At 73.7% G+C, this 15467-nt stretch carries 18 protein-coding genes and 1 pseudogene; 9 read left to right on the top strand and 10 right to left on the bottom strand.

What is annotated here, in order from left to right:
* Nucleotides 1-42 precede the first annotated feature (42 nt).
* Complete coding sequence (locus CHB94_RS14215; RefSeq protein WP_217899305.1) at nt 43-462, bottom strand: GNAT family N-acetyltransferase; 420 nt, start codon at nt 460-462, stop codon at nt 43-45.
* A 34-nt stretch (nt 463-496) separates the two neighbouring features.
* Nucleotides 497-991, bottom strand: a complete 495-nt coding sequence (locus tag CHB94_RS14210; protein ID WP_089337220.1) for a phosphoribosyltransferase — start codon at nt 989-991, stop codon at nt 497-499.
* A gap of 69 nt (nt 992-1060) precedes the next feature.
* Between CHB94_RS14210 and CHB94_RS14205 the strand changes: the two genes are divergently transcribed.
* Nucleotides 1061-1534, top strand: coding sequence for a hypothetical protein (locus CHB94_RS14205; protein WP_141137506.1), 474 nt, complete (start codon nt 1061-1063; stop codon nt 1532-1534).
* A 126-nt stretch (nt 1535-1660) separates the two neighbouring features.
* On the opposite strand, the gene pucL is transcribed toward CHB94_RS14205, so the two are convergent.
* From pucL to uraD, 3 genes are read right to left on the bottom strand one after another with little or no spacing between them, the layout of a single operon-like run.
* Nucleotides 1661-2566 carry a factor-independent urate hydroxylase gene (gene pucL, locus CHB94_RS14200; RefSeq protein WP_089337218.1) on the bottom strand — a complete coding sequence of 302 codons (906 nt, stop codon included), beginning with the start codon at nt 2564-2566 and terminating at the stop codon, nt 1661-1663.
* Between the two features lie 52 nt (nt 2567-2618).
* Complete coding sequence (gene uraH, locus CHB94_RS14195; RefSeq protein WP_089337217.1) at nt 2619-2936, bottom strand: hydroxyisourate hydrolase; 318 nt, start codon at nt 2934-2936, stop codon at nt 2619-2621.
* On the bottom strand, nt 2933-3430 hold the full coding sequence (uraD, locus tag CHB94_RS14190; protein WP_089337287.1) for a 2-oxo-4-hydroxy-4-carboxy-5-ureidoimidazoline decarboxylase: 498 nt from the start codon (nt 3428-3430) through the stop codon (nt 2933-2935). The genes uraH and uraD overlap by 4 nt, the downstream gene beginning before the upstream one ends.
* 172 nt (nt 3431-3602) lie before the next feature.
* Between uraD and CHB94_RS14185 the strand changes: the two genes are divergently transcribed.
* The 5 genes and pseudogenes from CHB94_RS14185 to CHB94_RS14165 all read left to right on the top strand — a co-directional run bounded on the left by CHB94_RS14185 (nt 3603) and on the right by CHB94_RS14165 (nt 8075).
* Nucleotides 3603-4853, top strand: coding sequence for a DUF6986 family protein (locus tag CHB94_RS14185; protein ID WP_089337286.1), 1251 nt, complete (start codon nt 3603-3605; stop codon nt 4851-4853).
* 34 nt (nt 4854-4887) lie between these two features.
* Nucleotides 4888-5534 (top strand): annotated as a pseudogene (locus CHB94_RS26750) (DUF5701 family protein).
* Between the two features lie 175 nt (nt 5535-5709).
* Nucleotides 5710-6690 (top strand): sensor histidine kinase, encoded by a 981-nt coding sequence (locus tag CHB94_RS14175; protein ID WP_141137505.1) that lies wholly within the window; start codon nt 5710-5712, stop codon nt 6688-6690.
* Nucleotides 6691-6699: 9 nt separating this feature from the next.
* Nucleotides 6700-7557 (top strand): SDR family oxidoreductase, encoded by an 858-nt coding sequence (locus tag CHB94_RS14170; protein WP_089337214.1) that lies wholly within the window; start codon nt 6700-6702, stop codon nt 7555-7557.
* On the top strand, nt 7554-8075 hold the full coding sequence (locus CHB94_RS14165) for a MarR family winged helix-turn-helix transcriptional regulator (RefSeq protein ID WP_254920643.1): 522 nt from the start codon (nt 7554-7556) through the stop codon (nt 8073-8075). The genes CHB94_RS14170 and CHB94_RS14165 overlap by 4 nt, the downstream gene beginning before the upstream one ends.
* Nucleotides 8076-8096: 21 nt before the next feature.
* Here CHB94_RS14165 and CHB94_RS14160 read toward each other — a convergent pair whose 3' ends face one another.
* From CHB94_RS14160 to CHB94_RS14140, 5 genes are all read right to left on the bottom strand, one after another.
* Nucleotides 8097-9965: a sensor domain-containing diguanylate cyclase gene (locus CHB94_RS14160; RefSeq protein ID WP_089337213.1), complete on the bottom strand. Its 1869-nt coding sequence runs from the start codon at nt 9963-9965 to the stop codon at nt 8097-8099.
* Between the two features lie 75 nt (nt 9966-10040).
* Nucleotides 10041-11054 (bottom strand): ATP-dependent DNA ligase, encoded by a 1014-nt coding sequence (locus CHB94_RS14155; RefSeq protein ID WP_089337212.1) that lies wholly within the window; start codon nt 11052-11054, stop codon nt 10041-10043.
* Between the two features lie 72 nt (nt 11055-11126).
* Complete coding sequence (locus tag CHB94_RS14150) at nt 11127-11525, bottom strand: helix-turn-helix domain-containing protein (RefSeq protein WP_089337211.1); 399 nt, start codon at nt 11523-11525, stop codon at nt 11127-11129.
* Entirely contained in the window at nt 11525-13000 is a 1476-nt protein-coding gene (locus CHB94_RS14145) for a SulP family inorganic anion transporter (RefSeq protein WP_089337210.1), read from the bottom strand. Before CHB94_RS14145 ends, CHB94_RS14150 begins: the two co-directional genes overlap by 1 nt.
* A 134-nt stretch (nt 13001-13134) precedes the next feature.
* On the bottom strand, nt 13135-13662 hold the full coding sequence (locus tag CHB94_RS14140; RefSeq protein ID WP_089337209.1) for an NUDIX domain-containing protein: 528 nt from the start codon (nt 13660-13662) through the stop codon (nt 13135-13137).
* Nucleotides 13663-13699: 37 nt separating this feature from the next.
* Here CHB94_RS14140 and CHB94_RS14135 point away from each other — a divergent pair, with 37 nt between their 5' ends.
* The 3 genes from CHB94_RS14135 to CHB94_RS14120 all read left to right on the top strand — a co-directional run bounded on the left by CHB94_RS14135 (nt 13700) and on the right by CHB94_RS14120 (nt 15441).
* The gene (locus CHB94_RS14135; protein WP_176445563.1) at nt 13700-14182 is read left to right on the top strand and encodes a DnaJ family domain-containing protein; all 483 of its coding nucleotides are present in this window, start codon (nt 13700-13702) and stop codon (nt 14180-14182) included.
* A gap of 426 nt (nt 14183-14608) precedes the next feature.
* Nucleotides 14609-15181: an NADPH-dependent FMN reductase gene (locus tag CHB94_RS14125; protein ID WP_089337208.1), complete on the top strand. Its 573-nt coding sequence runs from the start codon at nt 14609-14611 to the stop codon at nt 15179-15181.
* 80 nt (nt 15182-15261) lie between these two features.
* On the top strand, nt 15262-15441 hold the full coding sequence (locus CHB94_RS14120; protein WP_089337207.1) for a hypothetical protein: 180 nt from the start codon (nt 15262-15264) through the stop codon (nt 15439-15441).
* Nucleotides 15442-15467 lie beyond the last annotated feature (26 nt).

The following is a 15467-nucleotide window of genomic DNA, read 5'->3' as shown; positions in this document are numbered from 1 at the left end:
GAGCCTTCCGCCGCCTGTCCGGGGCCTGGTCGGCGGCCGAGCTCAGAGCGGGAGCGCGTACACGACCTCCTCGCCCCCGATCACCTCGCCGGTGGGGACGAAACCGAGGGACTCGTAGAACGGGCCCGGGCCACCCACCCCCTGGTGGGCTCCCACGGACAACCGCGTCGCGCCCGGCCGGGTGCGGACGTACGCGAGGACCTGGTCGACCACCTGCCGGCCGTAGCCGCGGCCCTGGAACCGCGCGTCCACCATGAGGCGCCACAGCATGTAGCCCTGGTCGCGCGCGGTGTCGTGGAGCATGACGAACCCGACGAGGTCGTCGCCGGCGTACGCCGCTCGGCACCAGGCCTGCTCGTGCACGTAGGCCTCGGCCAGCGACACCGCGTCCGGGGCGACGAAGGACTCCTGTCCGGCGGCGACCCGCAGGTCGCAGACTGCGCGGACGTTCTCGGCCGTCACGGGCTCGAGGCGGACGGCGGGCGCGGTCGGCACGTCAGTGGCCGGGGCGGGCGCTGCGGCGGACGACCGGGGGGAGCGTGGACCACGGGAAGTCGATCCACCGGTCGGTGCGCCGCCAGACGTAGTCGCACCTCACCACCGACTGCGGCTTCTCGTAGATGACCGCCGTCCGAACCTCGGCCACGTAGCCGGAGCAGAAGTCGCGGACCAGTTCGAGGGTCTTGCCGGTGTCGGCCACGTCGTCGGCCACCAGCACGTTCGCGCCGGTCAGGTCCACCCGGTCGAGGGTCGGGGGCAGCACGACGGGCAGGTCGAGCCGCTCGTCGACGCCGGTGTAGAACTCGACGTTCATCACGAAGAGGTTCTTCACGTCGAGCGCGTAGCCCAGCGCTCCCGCGAGGAAGAGCCCGCCGCGGGCGATGGACAGGATCAGGTCCGGCTCGTAGCCGTCGTCGTTGACTTGCTCGGCGAGCTCGCGGCTTGCCGTGCCGAACACCTCGTAGGTCAGGGTCTCGCGCTCGTCGCTCACGGTCGCCGATGGTCCCAGCGCGCCCGAACCGCTGGGCGGCGGCCTCCCGGACGGGCAGGCTGACCGGCCATGCGCAGATCGCGGCCGATGCCACCCCTCGCTCGGCGGATGCTCCCCTGGCTGGTCGGCTGGTTCACGTTCCAGGCACTGGTCGCCCTCGCCGGCCGGGTGACGGCGTGGCAGAAGAACGTGGGCGACGAGAGCAGCACCAGCATCCGGCGGGTGTTCACCCACACCGGGCTGGAGCTGCACCCGAGGAACCCCCAGCTCTCCCGGGTCCGGCTCGACCTCGCCATGGCCGGCGGTGAACTCGACCTGAGCGGCCTCCCGCGACCCCAGGCCGGTATCGACGTCACCGTGCGCGCGGCGATGGCCGGGTTGGCGGTGCGCGTGCCGTCCGACTGGCGCGTCTGGTGGGAGTTCCGCGGGATCGGGGGGATCGGCACCGACGGCGCGCTGCAGCGCACCCGCGACGAGCACGCCGCCGACCTGCGGGTCCACGCCGTGGTGGTGCTCGGCGGCATCGGCCTAGAGGCCGGCTGAGCTCAGAAGCACGCCCGCACCGTTGCGCGAGGAATCCGGCCGGATGAAGTGCGCTGAGTTGCAGTTTCAGCGTTCAGAACTGGTACTCAGCGCACATCGTCGGGGCCGAGCCCCGGTGGGCTGAGCTCAGCAGAACCCCGGCGTGCCCTGCCAGGCGATCTCGGCCGGGTCCGCGTCGTCGCGGAGGACGGTGCCCTCGATCAGCCCGTACGGCCGGTCGTCGGCGTGGTAGACGACGAGGCCGGGGCCGTCGGGGGTGTTGTCGAGCCCGTAGGCCGACAGATCCTGCAGGAAGTGGTGCCTGTTCGGCATCGACATCCGGACCTCGGCGATGTCGGAGAACTGCTCCAGCACCGCCTCGCCCATCGCGTAGAGCGACTGCTGCAGCGCCAGGGAGTGCGTCGCGGCGAACGTCTCCAGCAGCGTCGTCCGGACGCCGGCGAAGCACGCGTCGAAGTCCAGGTCCGTGGTCGTGTAGCGCCAGCGCGCGGTCACGGCGGTGGCCAGGATGCGGTCCCGGGTCTCGGCCAGGGTCGTGTACCGGTCGCGCGGAAAGCCCCGGAACTCCGAGCCGGTGGTCTTGAGGACGACGAGGTCGGTGAGCCCCGCGACGACATGGGCCCGGTCGCCGTCCACGGTCACGACCGCCGTCCGGGTCTCGCCCCCGGCCCTCCGGAACGAGTGGTCGTGCTCCACACCGCCCACGGAGATCCGCTCCCAGCCGTAGGACTCCACGGCGACCCGTGCGCCGGTGATCCAGTCGTAGGCCCCGGCGAAGTGCCGGGCCAGGCGCAGTCCGAACGCCTCGGGGGAGCCCACGCCGTCCCGCGCGAAGGCGAACACGGTGTTCTTCTGCGCATCGGTGGTCAGGACGTGGCTGTTGTCTCCGACGGTGTGCGCGGCGGCGAAGTCGCCGCGAAGGGCCGAGCTGACATTGAGGTCGACCAGCGAGTGGCGCGAGGAGGTCCGGTCCACGGCGACGACGCGGACCTCCGCTTTCCCGTACTGGTTGGGGCCGAGCATGATCCCCATGGTCAGCAGCCTCCCCGGCCGGTGTCGTCGCGATGTTGCACGTGGAACCTGGTCAGCTGCCGCGGTAGGTGGAGTAGGCGAACGGCGCCAGCAGCAGCGGCACGTGATGGTGCTCGCCGGGCTCCTGGACGGCGAAGGTGAGCACGACCTCCGGGTAGAACGCCTCCCGTGCCTGCTCGGCGAACCAGCGTCCCGTGGCGAAGACGAGCCGGTGGGTCCCCACGCCGGTCGCGTCGTCGGTGAGCAGGCACCGGCCGTCCCGGTCGGTCACGCCCTCGGCCACCAGGTGCTCCCCGGCGAACAGGCGCACGGCGACCCCGGCCGCCGGCCGCCCGGCGACCGAGTCGAGCACGTGCGTGGAGACGCTCATGCCAGGAGCTCCCGCACGCGGATCGCCGTGATCTGGGCCAGCTGTTCGGTGACCTCGGCCCGCTCGGCCTCCTCGTCGTTGTCCAGCCGCCGCCGCAGTTCGGCCAGCATCTCCTCCGGGGAGCGGCCCGAGGCGCGGATCAGGAAGACGTGGTCGAACCGCTGCTCGTAGGCCCGGTTCCCCTCGAGCAGGGCGGCGCGGGTCGTGGCGTCGGCGTCGTCCATCGAGCTCTGCTCCCGGCGGGAGGATTCCGCCTCGGCGGAGGAGCCGTCCACGCGGTCGCCGATGCGGGGATGGGTGGCCAGGGCGATCGCGACGTCGGTCCAGGGCAGCGCGCGGGTGACCTCCTCGGCCCGGCCGACCAGGGTCTCGACGTCGCGGTAGGGCCTCCCGGCGACGATCTCGGCGGCGAAGCGCGGGGCGGCGTTGCAGGCGCGCAGGGCCTGGACGGCCTGGTCGGCGGGCTCGTCGTTGAAGTCGTCGAGTGCGGCCACGGTGAGAGGATGCCGCACAGCCGAGCGCGCCGTGGGCGTTTCGTGCGCTCACCTGCGCAAGGGATGTGCACTCGACGTCGCTCGAGCGGACCGGAGGATCGCGGATGACCGTCGTGCCCGTGCCCGTGCCCGTGCCCGTGGCCGGGTCGGCCGTCGCGTGCGGCGTGGCCTGATGCTCGGCGAGGAGGTGTACGCGGAGCTCGATCGGCGGCTGGCGCCCGTCGACGACGCCCGCCTCGCCGCCTTTCCGGGCGAGCGGCCGGACCGGCAGCCGGTGCACACCTGCTACGTGCCCGCCGACGCCGTCGTCCCCGGGCTCAGCGGCACGTGGGGCGCGGCGGCGCTGGCGGCCCTGGACGAGCACGGCCTCCCCGACCTGGGCCTGGAGCCGGCGCTCGTCGAGCAGGTGCTGCCGCGGGTCCGGGCGAAGCTCGCCACCGAGCCGGTCGAGGACCTGCGGGTGGACGTGGAGGACGGCTACCGGCGGGGTCCCGACGCGGAGGACGACGACGTGCTGCACGCCGCGGCGGTCGTGGGGGCCGACCTGCGGACCGGGGCCGCGCCACCGTCGGTCGGCATCCGCGCCAAGTCGCTCGAGGGGCCGACCCGGCGCCGCGGCGTCCGGTCGCTGGACCTGTTCCTGTCAGCTTTCGGTACAGAGAGCTCGCACCGGGTCGTGGTCACGCTGCCCAAGGTGACCGACGTCGAGCAGGTCCGCGCGTTCCTGCCGGTGCTCGACGCGCTGGAGGCAGCGCACGGCGTGACCCTCGCCCTCGAGCTGCAGATCGAGACCCCGCAGGCGGTCCTCGGCCCCGACGGAACGGCGACGCTCGCCCGGATGGTGCACGCGGCAGGGAACCGGCTGGCCGGCCTGCACTACGGCACCTACGACTACAGCGCCGCTCTCGGGATCGCCGCGGCGCACCAGTCCGCGGACCATCCCGCGGCCGACCTCGCCAAGCAGCTCATGCAGGTCGCCGTCGCCGGGACCGGGGTACGCGCGGTCGACGGCTCGACCAACGTGCTGCCGATCGGTGCGCGGGACCGGGTCCACGTGGCCTGGCGGCTGCACGCCGGCCTGGTGCGGCGGGCCCTGGAGCGCGGCCTCTACCAGGGCTGGGACCTGCACCCGGCACAGCTGGTCACCCGGTACGTCGCCACGTTCGCCTTCTTCCGGGCTGCGCTGCCCGCAGCCGCCGGCCGGCTGGCCGCCTACCTGGACCGGACCGACAGCGGCGTCCTGGACGAGCCCGCCACGGCCCGCGCGCTGGCGACGGTCGTCCTCCGTGGCCTGGACTGCGGCGCCGTGGACGACGCAGAAGTCCTGGCGGCCGGGGGGCCGGAGCGGGCAGACCTGGATAGGCTGGCTGGCCGGCGGCCGGGGGGAGCCGGAGCGGCCGCCGATCGTCACCCGGCCCGCTGAAAACGCTCGGCGCGGCCCGCCCGAGAGGTGCCGGATGTCCGCGCTGCCCGTGGCCTCCTGTCCGCCCGAGGCAGAGCTCGAGTTCGACCGCCAGATCGATGCGCTCGTCGCGACCGGCCTGCCCGATGCGCTGGACCTGGCGGAGGAATGCTTCCGGGCCAGCGTGGAGCCGCTGCGTGACCTGCTGCCCCCGGTGCCCGGTGACGGCGACCGGCTCCCGTTCGTCGTCGTCGTCCCGGGGATGCCGGTCGTGCCCGTCCTCGAGACGGTGCACACGGTGGGCGGGGCCGGCTTCACCACCATGACCGGCGACGACCTGGCCGGCTTCCGCCCGCTGCCGGAGCTCGGCGTGCCGGCCGGTCCCTACCTGCTGCTGGACGTCGACGCCGGGCAGACACCCTCGACGTTCCGCCCGCGCGCGTGCTGCCGGGCCTCGCAGCCGCCGGCCGCAGCCCGCTCACCGTCGTCGAGGGGCTGGCCGTGCTCGTGTCCGACCCGGGGATCCTGCGGAGCCGCAACTGCTTCTCCCTGGCCGGCTCGCGGGCGGGGGACAAGCGGGTTCCGGCCCTCTGGGTCAGCTCTCGACGCCCGCGGCTGGGCTGGTGCTACCAGGGCGCTCCGCACACCTGGCTGGGCACGGCCTCCTGTGCCGGTCGCCGGGGCGAGCGACACGCCGGCTGAGCCGTCTCGGCCCCGGTGCGGAGGTGCGTGCCCGCATGTCTCAGAATGAACGCTCACTCGACCGGGGTCGAACGGTCACGGCGCGCATCCCGGAGGGCTGGTGGACGGTTCTGCGACGGAGTGCCCCTCGTCGGCTGCACTTCCGACGCAGCGGGCCGCTGCCGGGGCGGATCCGGTGACCCAGGGCCATGGCGCTGCCGTGGTGGGCAGCGAGACGGAGCTGCTCGCCGTCGCCCTGCCCTACTTGGAGGCCGGCCTGCGGGACGGTGACCTCGTCGCCCTCAGCTGCCCGCCCGACACGGTCGCCCTGCTCACCCGTGAGCTCGGGGCGCAGGCGAGCTCGGTGGAGTCCGACCCCCGCATGAGCCTGCTGGGGTCCCGCGTCCCCGATGCCTTCACCATGTGCGGCCGGTTCCTGGAGCGCGCGGTGGGTTCCGGATCGGGTCGGCTGCGCGTGCTGACCGAGGTCGACTTCGGCGACGATCCGGCGGACTGGCGCGAGGGCCAGCGCTTCGAGTCGGTCTACAACCGGTTCCTCGGCGACGCGCCGGTGTCGGCCGTCTGCATCTATGACCGCCGCCGGCTGCCCGCGCCCGTCGTCGACAGCGCCGTCGCCACCCACCCCGTCCTCGTCGACGCCTCCGGTCGGCGGACCAACGCGGCGTTCCAGGACCCGCGCGTCTACGTGCCGTCGCTGCCCCTGCCCTGGGAGGCGGTCGAGAGCGACACGCCGGCTCTCGCCGTGGACGACGCCCGCACCCTGGCGGGTCTGCGGCACCAGCTCGGCGCGGTTCTCGCGGCCCTGGTGCCCGAGCGCGATCAGCAGGAGGACCTGCACCTGGCCGCCAGCGAGATCGCTGCCAACGCCTTCCGGCACGGTGTCCGGCCGGTGTCCGCACGCGTCTGGGGCGACGGTGACCGCATCGTCTGCGTCATCTCCGACCGCGGCACCTCCTACAGCGACCCGTTCAGCGGCTTCGCCCCGGCGCACGGGCCCGATCTCTCCCGCGGGGGCATGGGCCTGTGGCTGGCCCGCAAGCTCTGGGACCACGTGGACGTGCTGCCCGGCCCCGCCGGTCTGCGGGTCCGGCTCAGCACCCGGCTGCGTCGACGTCCGTGGCCGCCGCTGCTTGACGGGCAGATGCCTCACTGCTGAACTACTGCGGTGATCGTGGTGACGGCGGCGGGTGGACGCACCGGCGCTGCCGTCGTCCGCGCGCTGTGGTCCCGGGGAGAACGGGTCCGCGCCGTCGTAGGCAGCGGCCGGCCCCGACCGGAGCTCACCGCCCTCGGCGCCGACGTCGTTCCCGCTGACCTGACCGACGTGGCGGCGGTCGAGTCGCTCCTGGCCGGGGCCGACGCCTTGTACCTGATCTGGCCGAACTTCGACCCCGGCGAGGCGACGGGCGCCGGCGCGCTGCTCGCCGCGGCCGGCCGGGCCGGCGTCGGACGGGTCGTCTACCACTCGGTGCTGCGGCCACAGGCCCGCGCGATGCCGCATCACGCGGCGAAGGACCGGGTGGAGGAGGTCCTCGACGGGAGCGGCCTGCGCTGGCGGGTGCTCCAGCCGTGCGCCTACGCGGACAACTTCGACGGTCAACTCACCGAGGTGGCCGCCACCGGCCTCCTCCGCAGTCCGTGGGGACTGGAGCGGGCCCAGTCGCTGGTGGACCTTCGAGACGTCGCCGACGCGGCGGCGGTGCTCCTGACCGACGAAGGGCTGGACGGCGGCACCTTCGAGGCCGCCGGACCTCAGCCCCTGACGGCCCCGCAGATCGCCGAGCACCTCGGGGCGCGGCTCGGTCGCGAGGTCCGGGCCGTCGACGCCGTCCCGGACGGACCGGTCCCACCCCCGGAGGACTACGCCGGCCGTTGTCGCCGGCTGATGTTCGACCACTACCGGGCACACGGCTTCATCGGCAGCCCGCGCGTGCTGGAGGCGCTCCTGGGCCGGCCCGCGCGCACCTTCGCCGACCACCTCGACGCGCTGGAGCTGCCGAGCGGAGCACGGGAACTACGGTGAGCGACGTGGAGGACGCGGTCGACCGGATCCTGGACCAGTGGGCCCGGGAACGGCCGGACCTCGATTGCTCGCCAATGGGCATCATCGGCCGGATCACGCAGCTCCAGCGCGAGGTGTTCCTGGCCCAGCGGGCGACCTTCGCCAGGCACGGCCTCGACGCGCCGTCCTTCGACGTCCTCGCCGCCCTCCGGCGGGCCGGTGAGCCGTACCAGCTCACGCCGACGGCGCTCATGCGCACGGCGCTGGTGACCTCGGGCGCGATCACCCAGCGGCTGGACCGGCTGGAGGAGAAGGGCCTGATCAGCCGCGAGCGCAGCGAGGCCGACGGCCGAGCAGTGGTGGTGACGCTGACGCAGGCGGGCCGGGCCGCCCTGGACGCGGCGCTGCCCGATCACCTGGAGACCGAGCGGGAACTGCTCCACGGGCTGTCGCCCGCGGACCGGGAGCTGCTGGCGGATCTGTTGCGGCGGCTGCTCGTGGCCCGTGGCCGGGTGCCCCCGGAGCCCTCGGGCACCTAGCCGGTCGGTGCACCCGGCCGGTCAGTGCGCCGGCTCGTCGAGCGCCTGGCTGCTGCGCTGGCGGGGCAGCGCGTCGAGCAGCGCGCGGGAGTCCTTGCCGGAGCGCTTGGCGCTGTACATGGCGGTGTCGGCGCCGTGCAGCAGCGTCTCGGCCGTGTCCCCGGGCGCGCCCAGGGCGCCCCCGATGCTCGCGGTGATCGACACCGTGGTGCCGGCCAGCTCCACGGGGGCCCGCAGCGCGGTGAGCAGCCGGTCGGAGACGTCGCGTAGCCGGTCACCGGGGGCGACGGTCAGGAGGACGGCGAACTCGTCGCCGCCCAGGCGGGCCACGACGTCGTCGGAGCGCACGTCGGCGGTCAGCCGTGCGGCCACGGTGACCAGCAGCTCGTCGCCCGCCGCGTGCCCGAGCGTGTCGTTGACGGTCTTGAAGTCGTCGACGTCGACGAAGAGCACCGCCGGCGGTGCGGCGGGGTCGATCGTCACGGTGGCGGCTGCCAGGCGCTCGGAGAACGCCGTTCGGTTGAGCAGACCGGTCAGCGGGTCGGTGGTCGCCTGACGACGGAGCTCCTCCTCGAACAGCTTGCGGTCGGTGACCTCCCGGATGTTGACCACCCAGCCATCGATACCGACGGCAGCGACGCGGCCGCTGATCCGCATCTCGACCCACCGGGTACCGCCGGAGCTGTGCTGCACGCGGATGTCGGTGTCGACGAAGCCGGCACCGCGGCCACCGGAGTCGCCGGCGGCCGCGACGGCCGTCCGCAGCCGGGGCTGGTCCCGTGCATCGGCGAGCTCGAAGGCGTTACGGCCCAGGTACTCGGCGGGCGGGCGGCCGAGGAGTGCCTCCACGGCCGGGCTGATGTAGGCGATGGAACCGTCGGAATCGACGATCCCGATGACGTCGGCCGCGTTGTCGAGCAGCAGCTGGAGGCGCGCCTCGCTCGCGGCCAGCGCCGCGCGGGTGCGCTCCTGCTCCCGGTTCAGCGTCATCAGCCGCCAGAGCGCTATCGCGGTGAGGAGGGAGCTGCCCGCTCCCAGGACGTAGCCGATGCCGCCGTGGCCGATGCTCCACAGGACCAGCAGGGCGGGGCTGATCAGCAGGCTCGCACCGAGGCCCAGGACCCGGCTCGCGGTGGCGTCCTTCTCGGACGCCGGACGTCGCCCCCTCCCCGCGACGGAGGGGTGCCGCCCGGCGAGGACGAGCGCCGCAACGGCGAGAAGGGGCAACGGGTCGAGGAGGGGGGACTCGCGCAGGTCCCCGACGAGGATGCGTCCGCCGTAGCCGACGATGGTGAGGACGCCTGCGGCGAGCAGCGCCATCGTGGTGACGGAGCGCGCCCCGCGGGACATGGCCAGGGGGGCGCAGACCATCAGCAGCACGGCGGTGAGCACCGGGGTGCCGATGCCCACCTCCACCAGGTCGGCCGAGAGCGAGTGCTCGTCGCCGCGGACGGCGAGGAGCGCCAGCGCGGCGGCGAGGAGCAGGGTGGCAGTGTCGATCCAGGAACCCCGGTCGCGGCGTCGCCGGCCGCCCCGGACCACGCCCAGCGCCCCGACGGCCATCGCGGCGTAGGCGGCGATGTCGAGGCCGGACTCCACCGCTCCGATCGGCCCGGGGAGGATCCCGGCGAGGGCGAGGGAGTCGGCCACACAGCTGAGCGCGAAGAAGACCAGGCCCAGTCCCAGCCCGCGCCAGGCGAGCACGAGCGGCGTCCGGTGCCGGTGGAGTGCGGTCCGGACGCCGGCCAGGCCGAGCCCGAACAGCACGATCTCGGCAGCCGGGCGCCACGGGCCCAGCGGAACCAGGGTGACGATCGTGGCGACCACGAGCACGACCAGCGCCGCGTGCCACCAGGCGGCACGCGCGGTCGGGACGGCGGGGACGCTCACGCCCCCCCATCGGCACCTGGGCGGCGATCCTTTATCCCGTCACCCGGGCGAGGGATGCGCCTCTGAGCAGGGATTTCACGGGACGGACGGCAGGTCCCCCGGCTCGAGATCGGGGCGGACGCGCACGAAGCGCAGGGGGTGCCGGAACACCCCGGACTGCAGCGCGGCGTCCGCGCTGACCTCCACGACGACGGCGGGCTCCACACGGGTGAGCGCCACCGACAGCCGTCCGCCCCCGAAGCGGCCGGTGCCGATGCGCTCGGGCCACGGATGATCGTCGGTGGCTGGGGTCAGGACGGCGGCCAGTTCGGCGGACTGCCGGGGGGAGAGCGGGCTGGTCCGGCCGACGACGACGAGCTCGCCGTCCCGGTAGCGGCCGGCGACGAGCTGGCTCGGCCGGCCGATCGGGCCGATGACCCCGCCGGCGAGCACCTCGGTCGTCTCCCACGACTTGACCTTCAGCCATTCCCGTCGCCCGGGCGCGTAGCGGGTGCCGGCGCCCTTGGCGACGAGGCCCTCGATCCCGGCCGGGCGGTAGTCGTCGAACCAGCTCCGCGCCTCGACCGGGTCGCTGGTCGCCGGTGACAGCTGCAGGGGCGGTGCCCACCGGGCGGCCAGGTCCTCGAGCGCGGCCCGGCGGCGGGCGAGCTTCCAGGCGCGGAGGTCGGTGCCGCCTGCGGCCAGCAGGTCGAAGGCGACGTAGGAGGCCGGGTGCGCGGCGGCGAGGGCGGCGATGCGGCCGGGCGCGGTGACGATCCGCTGCTGCAGGATCCCGAAGTCCAGCCGCGAGCCGTTCCAGACGACGACCTCGCCGTCGAGCACGGTGCCGACGGGCACCTGGGCGACCGCGGCGGCGACGACGTCGGGGAACCGATCGGTCAGGTCCCGGGCCTGCTTGGACCACACCCGCGTGGAGCTGCCGGTGCGGACGACGACCAGGCGGTAGCCGTCCCACTTGGGCTCGTAGAGGCAGCCGCCGGGCAGTGCGGACGGCGGGGGGATGGTCCGCACCGGCTTGGCCAGCTCCACCGCCACCGGACCCGAGAGCTCGGGTGGGAGGGCGGGCAGGCCCGGGACGGACAGCGGCACCGGGACAGCCTGCTGGGTCGGACCCGTCCGTGCAGGTCGGAGGCCTGTGCAGTCACCCGAAGGAGACCGGGCTCAGCGTGCCGGTCGCCCCAGGTGACCGGCCAGCGTGGCGGCGAAGCCCTGCGCGATGCCCAGCTGCTCCTGCAGAGCGGTCACGCGGGCGATGACTGCCTCGTGGAACATCCGCAGCCGGTCGGTCAGGGCGGCATCGCCCGGGGCGGCTGCGAGATCCGCGAGGAGGGTCAGCAGCTCCTGCATCTCCCCGAGCGTGAAGCCGAGCGGCTTCATGCGCTTGATGACTCCGAGGCGGGCGACGTCGTCCTCGCTGTAGAGGCGGAATCCGCCACCGGTCCGGGTGGTGGGCCGGACGAGCCCGTTCTCCTCGTAGAACCGGATGGTGCGCAGACTCAGGCCGGTGCGCTCGGCGACCTGCCCGATCTGCAGCAGGCCGGCCCGGTCGGTGCCGGGCATCAGTGAGAGCCCGAGAGCTGACCGGTGTGCCGCTCGAACCGGTCGGAGGAGTGCTCGTTCAGCCCGATGATCTCCACGTGCTTCCCGCGGGTGGCGTACTTGTGCGTGATGGCGTCCAGGGCCGCGACCGTGGAGGCGTCCCAGACGTGGGCGTTCGAGAGGTCGATGACCACGTGCTCCGGGTCACCGGCGTAGTCGAACTGGGTGTAGAGGTCGTTGCTCGACGCGAAGAACAGCGCCCCGTCGACGGAGTAGCGCACGGTGCCCTCGTGGTCGGGGATGCGGGTGACGTCGACGAGGTGCGCGATGCGCTGCGCGAAGAGGACGCAGGCGACGAGGACGCCGACGCCGACCCCGATCGCGAGGTTGTGGGTGACCAGCGTGACCGCCACCGTCGAGAGCATCACGGTGGTCTCGCTCTTGGGCATGGTGTGGATCGTCTGCAGGCTGTGCCAGTCGAAGGTCGCGATGGACACGAAGATCATGACGGCGACCAGGGCGGCCATCGGGATGACGCTCACGACGTCGCCGAGCGCCACGACCAGGATCAGCAGGAAGACGCCGGCGAGGAAGGTCGACAACCGGGTGCGGGCGCCGGACTTCACGTTGATCATCGTCTGGCCGATCATGGCGCAGCCGCCCATCCCGCCGAAGAAACCGGTGACGACGTTGGCCACGCCCTGCCCCCAGGACTCCCGGGTCTTGTCGGAGTGGGTGTCGGTGATGTCGTCGACCAGCTTCGCCGTCATCAGCGACTCCATGAGCCCGACGAACGCGACGCCCAGGGCGTAGGGGGCGATGATGCCCAGCGTCTCGGCGGTGAACGGGACGTCGGGCAGGACGAGGAACGGCAGGCTGTCGGGCAGTTCGCCCTCGCCGCCGACGTCGGGCAGGTCCAGTCCGGCCGCCACCGCCAGCGTCGTCAGCACGATGATCGCGACCAGGGGCGCCGGGACGGCGGTGGTCGGGCGGGGGAGCAGGAAGATGATCGCCAGCCCGGCGGCCACCATCGGGTAGACCAGCCACGGGACGCCGATCAGCTGCGGCAGCTGCGCGCTGAAGATCAGGATCGCCAGGGCGTTGACGAAGCCCACCATGACGCTGCGCGGGATGAACCGCATCAGCCGGGCCACCCCTGCCGCGGCGAGCAGGATCTGGAGGACGCCGCCGAGGATCACCGCGGCGAGCAGGTACTCGAGGCCGTGCTCGGCGACCAGGGGGGCGATGACCAGGGCGATCGCGCCGGTCGCTGCGCTGATCATCGCCGGCCGCCCGCCGGTGAAGGCGATGACCACCGCCATCGTGAACGAGGCGAAGAGGCCGACGCGCGGGTCGACCCCGGCCAGGATCGAGAAGCTGATCGCCTCGGGGATGAGCGCGAGGGCGACGACGAGGCCGGCCAGCGCCTCGGTGCGAGCCACCTTCGGCGAGAGCCAGGCGGGGCGGGTGATGCGGAGCGCAGGCAGGACGGACATGCTCCCGTTTCCGGTGTGGCGCGATCGGCGCTGGGCAGGCGGTCCTCCGGCGGCGGTGGCCGGGGGGACGCGGGTCGCCACCCATTGTGGGGGCTACTCGACCCTCACGTGAGAGAAGATTGCTGAGTTCTGGATCACGCCCGGTCGAGCAGCAGCAGGCTGTAGGCGGCCAGCGAAGGGCTGTCGGTGATGCGGCCCTCGCGGATCATCTGCCGGAGATCGGCCTCCGGGACGAGGGCCTGCTGCATGTCTGCTTCGGTGATCTCGCGGGCGGTGGGTCCGGAGCGCAGATCGGTCGCCAGCCAGACGTCGAACCGCTGCGTCATGAGCCCGGACGCGATGTCGAGCAGGCCCAGGTGCTCCAGCCGACCGGCGCGCAGGCCGGTCTCCTCGGCCAGCTCGGTCCGCGCGAGATCCTCGGGCGAGCCGCCGGCCCCGTGCGGCCACGTGCCCTGGGGGAATTCCCACGAGCGGCGGCCGAGCGGGTAGCGGTACTGCTCGACCAGCCAGAAGCCGCCGTCCTGCTCGGGCAGCACCAGCGCGAAGTCGGCCTTCTCGACCACGCCGTACAGGCCGGCCGAACCGTCGGTCAGCTCGACGACGTCCTCACGCACGTGGATCCAGTCGTTCCGGTAGACCTCGCGGCTGCTGATGGTGCGCACGTGCGGAAGCCTCGCACCGGCGGGGACGATGGGCGCGATGACCGAGAGGAAGCCACCGGGGGTCTCGTTCGAGACGTGGATCGAGCGGCAGATCGCCCAGGCGCAGGAGCGCGGTGACTTCGCCGAGCTCCCCGGCGCCGGGCGGCCGCTGCCCGGCCTGGACCGCGAGGAGACCGCCTACGACTGGGCGCTGGCCAAGGCCCGGCGCGAGGGCGTGGACACCGCGGCGATGCTGCCACCGGGGCTGGCGCTGCGGCGCGAGCGCGACGAGCTGCCCGACCGGGCGGCGCGGCTGTCCACCGAGGCGGAGGTCCGGGCGCTGGCCGAGGACTACAACGCGCGGGTGGAGGCCTTCTGGCGCCGGCCGCAGGAGAGCCGGTGGGCGCCCGTCCCGGGCCGGGCCGACGTCGAGGCGCTGGTCGAGGGCTGGCTGCGCGACCGGCCGCCGCCCGCCCCGGCCCCGTCGCCGGCCGAGCCGCCGCGGGTGGTCCGGCGCTGGTGGCACCGCCGGCGCTCCTGAGCCCGGCGTCCGGGGGCCCGGATCCTCAACCTGCCGCAGTGGCGGCGGCACGTGCTGCACCGGCTCGGCCGGGAGGCGCACCTGAGCGGCGACCCGGGGCTGGCCGCGCTGCACCGCGAGCTGCTCGCGCTGTCCGGCGGCGCCGACCGCACCCCGCCCGACGGCATCGCCGTCCCGCTGCGCATCCGTGGGCGAGGAGGTGCTCGGCTTCCTGAGCACGGTGACCACCTTCGGGACCGCCGTCGACCTCACCGCCGCCGAGCTGAGCGTCGAGGCGTTCCTCCCCGCCGACGCCCGCACCCGCCGAGGTGCTGTGCGCCCGAGCCCGAGCCGCGCGGGGGTGAGCGCTCTCACCTGCGGCGCGGGACTCGGGCGGTCGATCCGGTGCTTACGGTTGATGTCTCAACCAACTAGGGGAGTTCCCGGATGTCGCAGCCCGTCCTGCAGGTGATCGCCGCCAGCACCCGTCCCGGCCGGAAGGGCCTCGCCGTCGCCCGCTGGATCGCCCACCAGGCCGAGCAGCACGGCGGCTTCGCCGTCGAGGTCGTGGACCTGGCCGAGGTCGGGCTGCCCGTCTACGACGAGCCGAACCACCCGCGGCTGCAGCAGTACACCCAGCAGCACACCAAGGACTGGAGCGCGACGGTGTCCCGCGCCGACGCCTTCGTCTTCGTCACGCCGGAGTACAACCACTCGCTGCCCGGCTCGCTGAAAAACGCCCTGGACTACCTGCACGCCGAGTGGGCCGACAAGGCCGCCGGCATCGTCTCCTACGGCGGCGTCTCCGCCGGCCTCCGGGCGGCCACCGCGCTCAAGCCGGTCCTCGCCGCGCTGCGCGTGGTGCCGGCCGTCGAGGCCGTCTCCATCCCCTTCTTCGCCCAGTTCCTCGACGAGGACGACGAGTTCGTGCCCAACACCGAGCTGGAGATCGGCGCCAAGGCGATGCTCGAGGAGCTCCAGCGCCTCACCGGCGCGCTGCGCACCCTCCGCGGCGCCTGACCGGTTCGCCCGTGGCGTAGCGGGGGTCGAACGCCGTCGGCGCCGGGTAGGGCCGGGACCTGCCGAAGAGGGAGGTCGACATGACCGAGGTACCGGGCACCGACCGCGACCAGGCCCGCCAGAACGTCAGCGAGGAGACCCCGCTCGTCCCCGAGGACGTCGAGGGCGCCGACGAGGACCCCGCCCGCCCGCGCGGGGACGACGGCGTGACCGGCGACGAGGTCAAGCCGACGCCGGGCAGCACCGACCCCGTCACCTGACCTCCGGGCCGGATCTGCACAGTGGC

The organism is Blastococcus mobilis (assembly GCF_900188025.1).
Classification (GTDB): domain Bacteria; phylum Actinomycetota; class Actinomycetes; order Mycobacteriales; family Geodermatophilaceae; genus Blastococcus_B; species Blastococcus_B mobilis.
The sequence above is the reverse complement of the archived record's forward strand: the minus strand, read 5'-3'. Positions and strand labels throughout refer to the sequence as shown.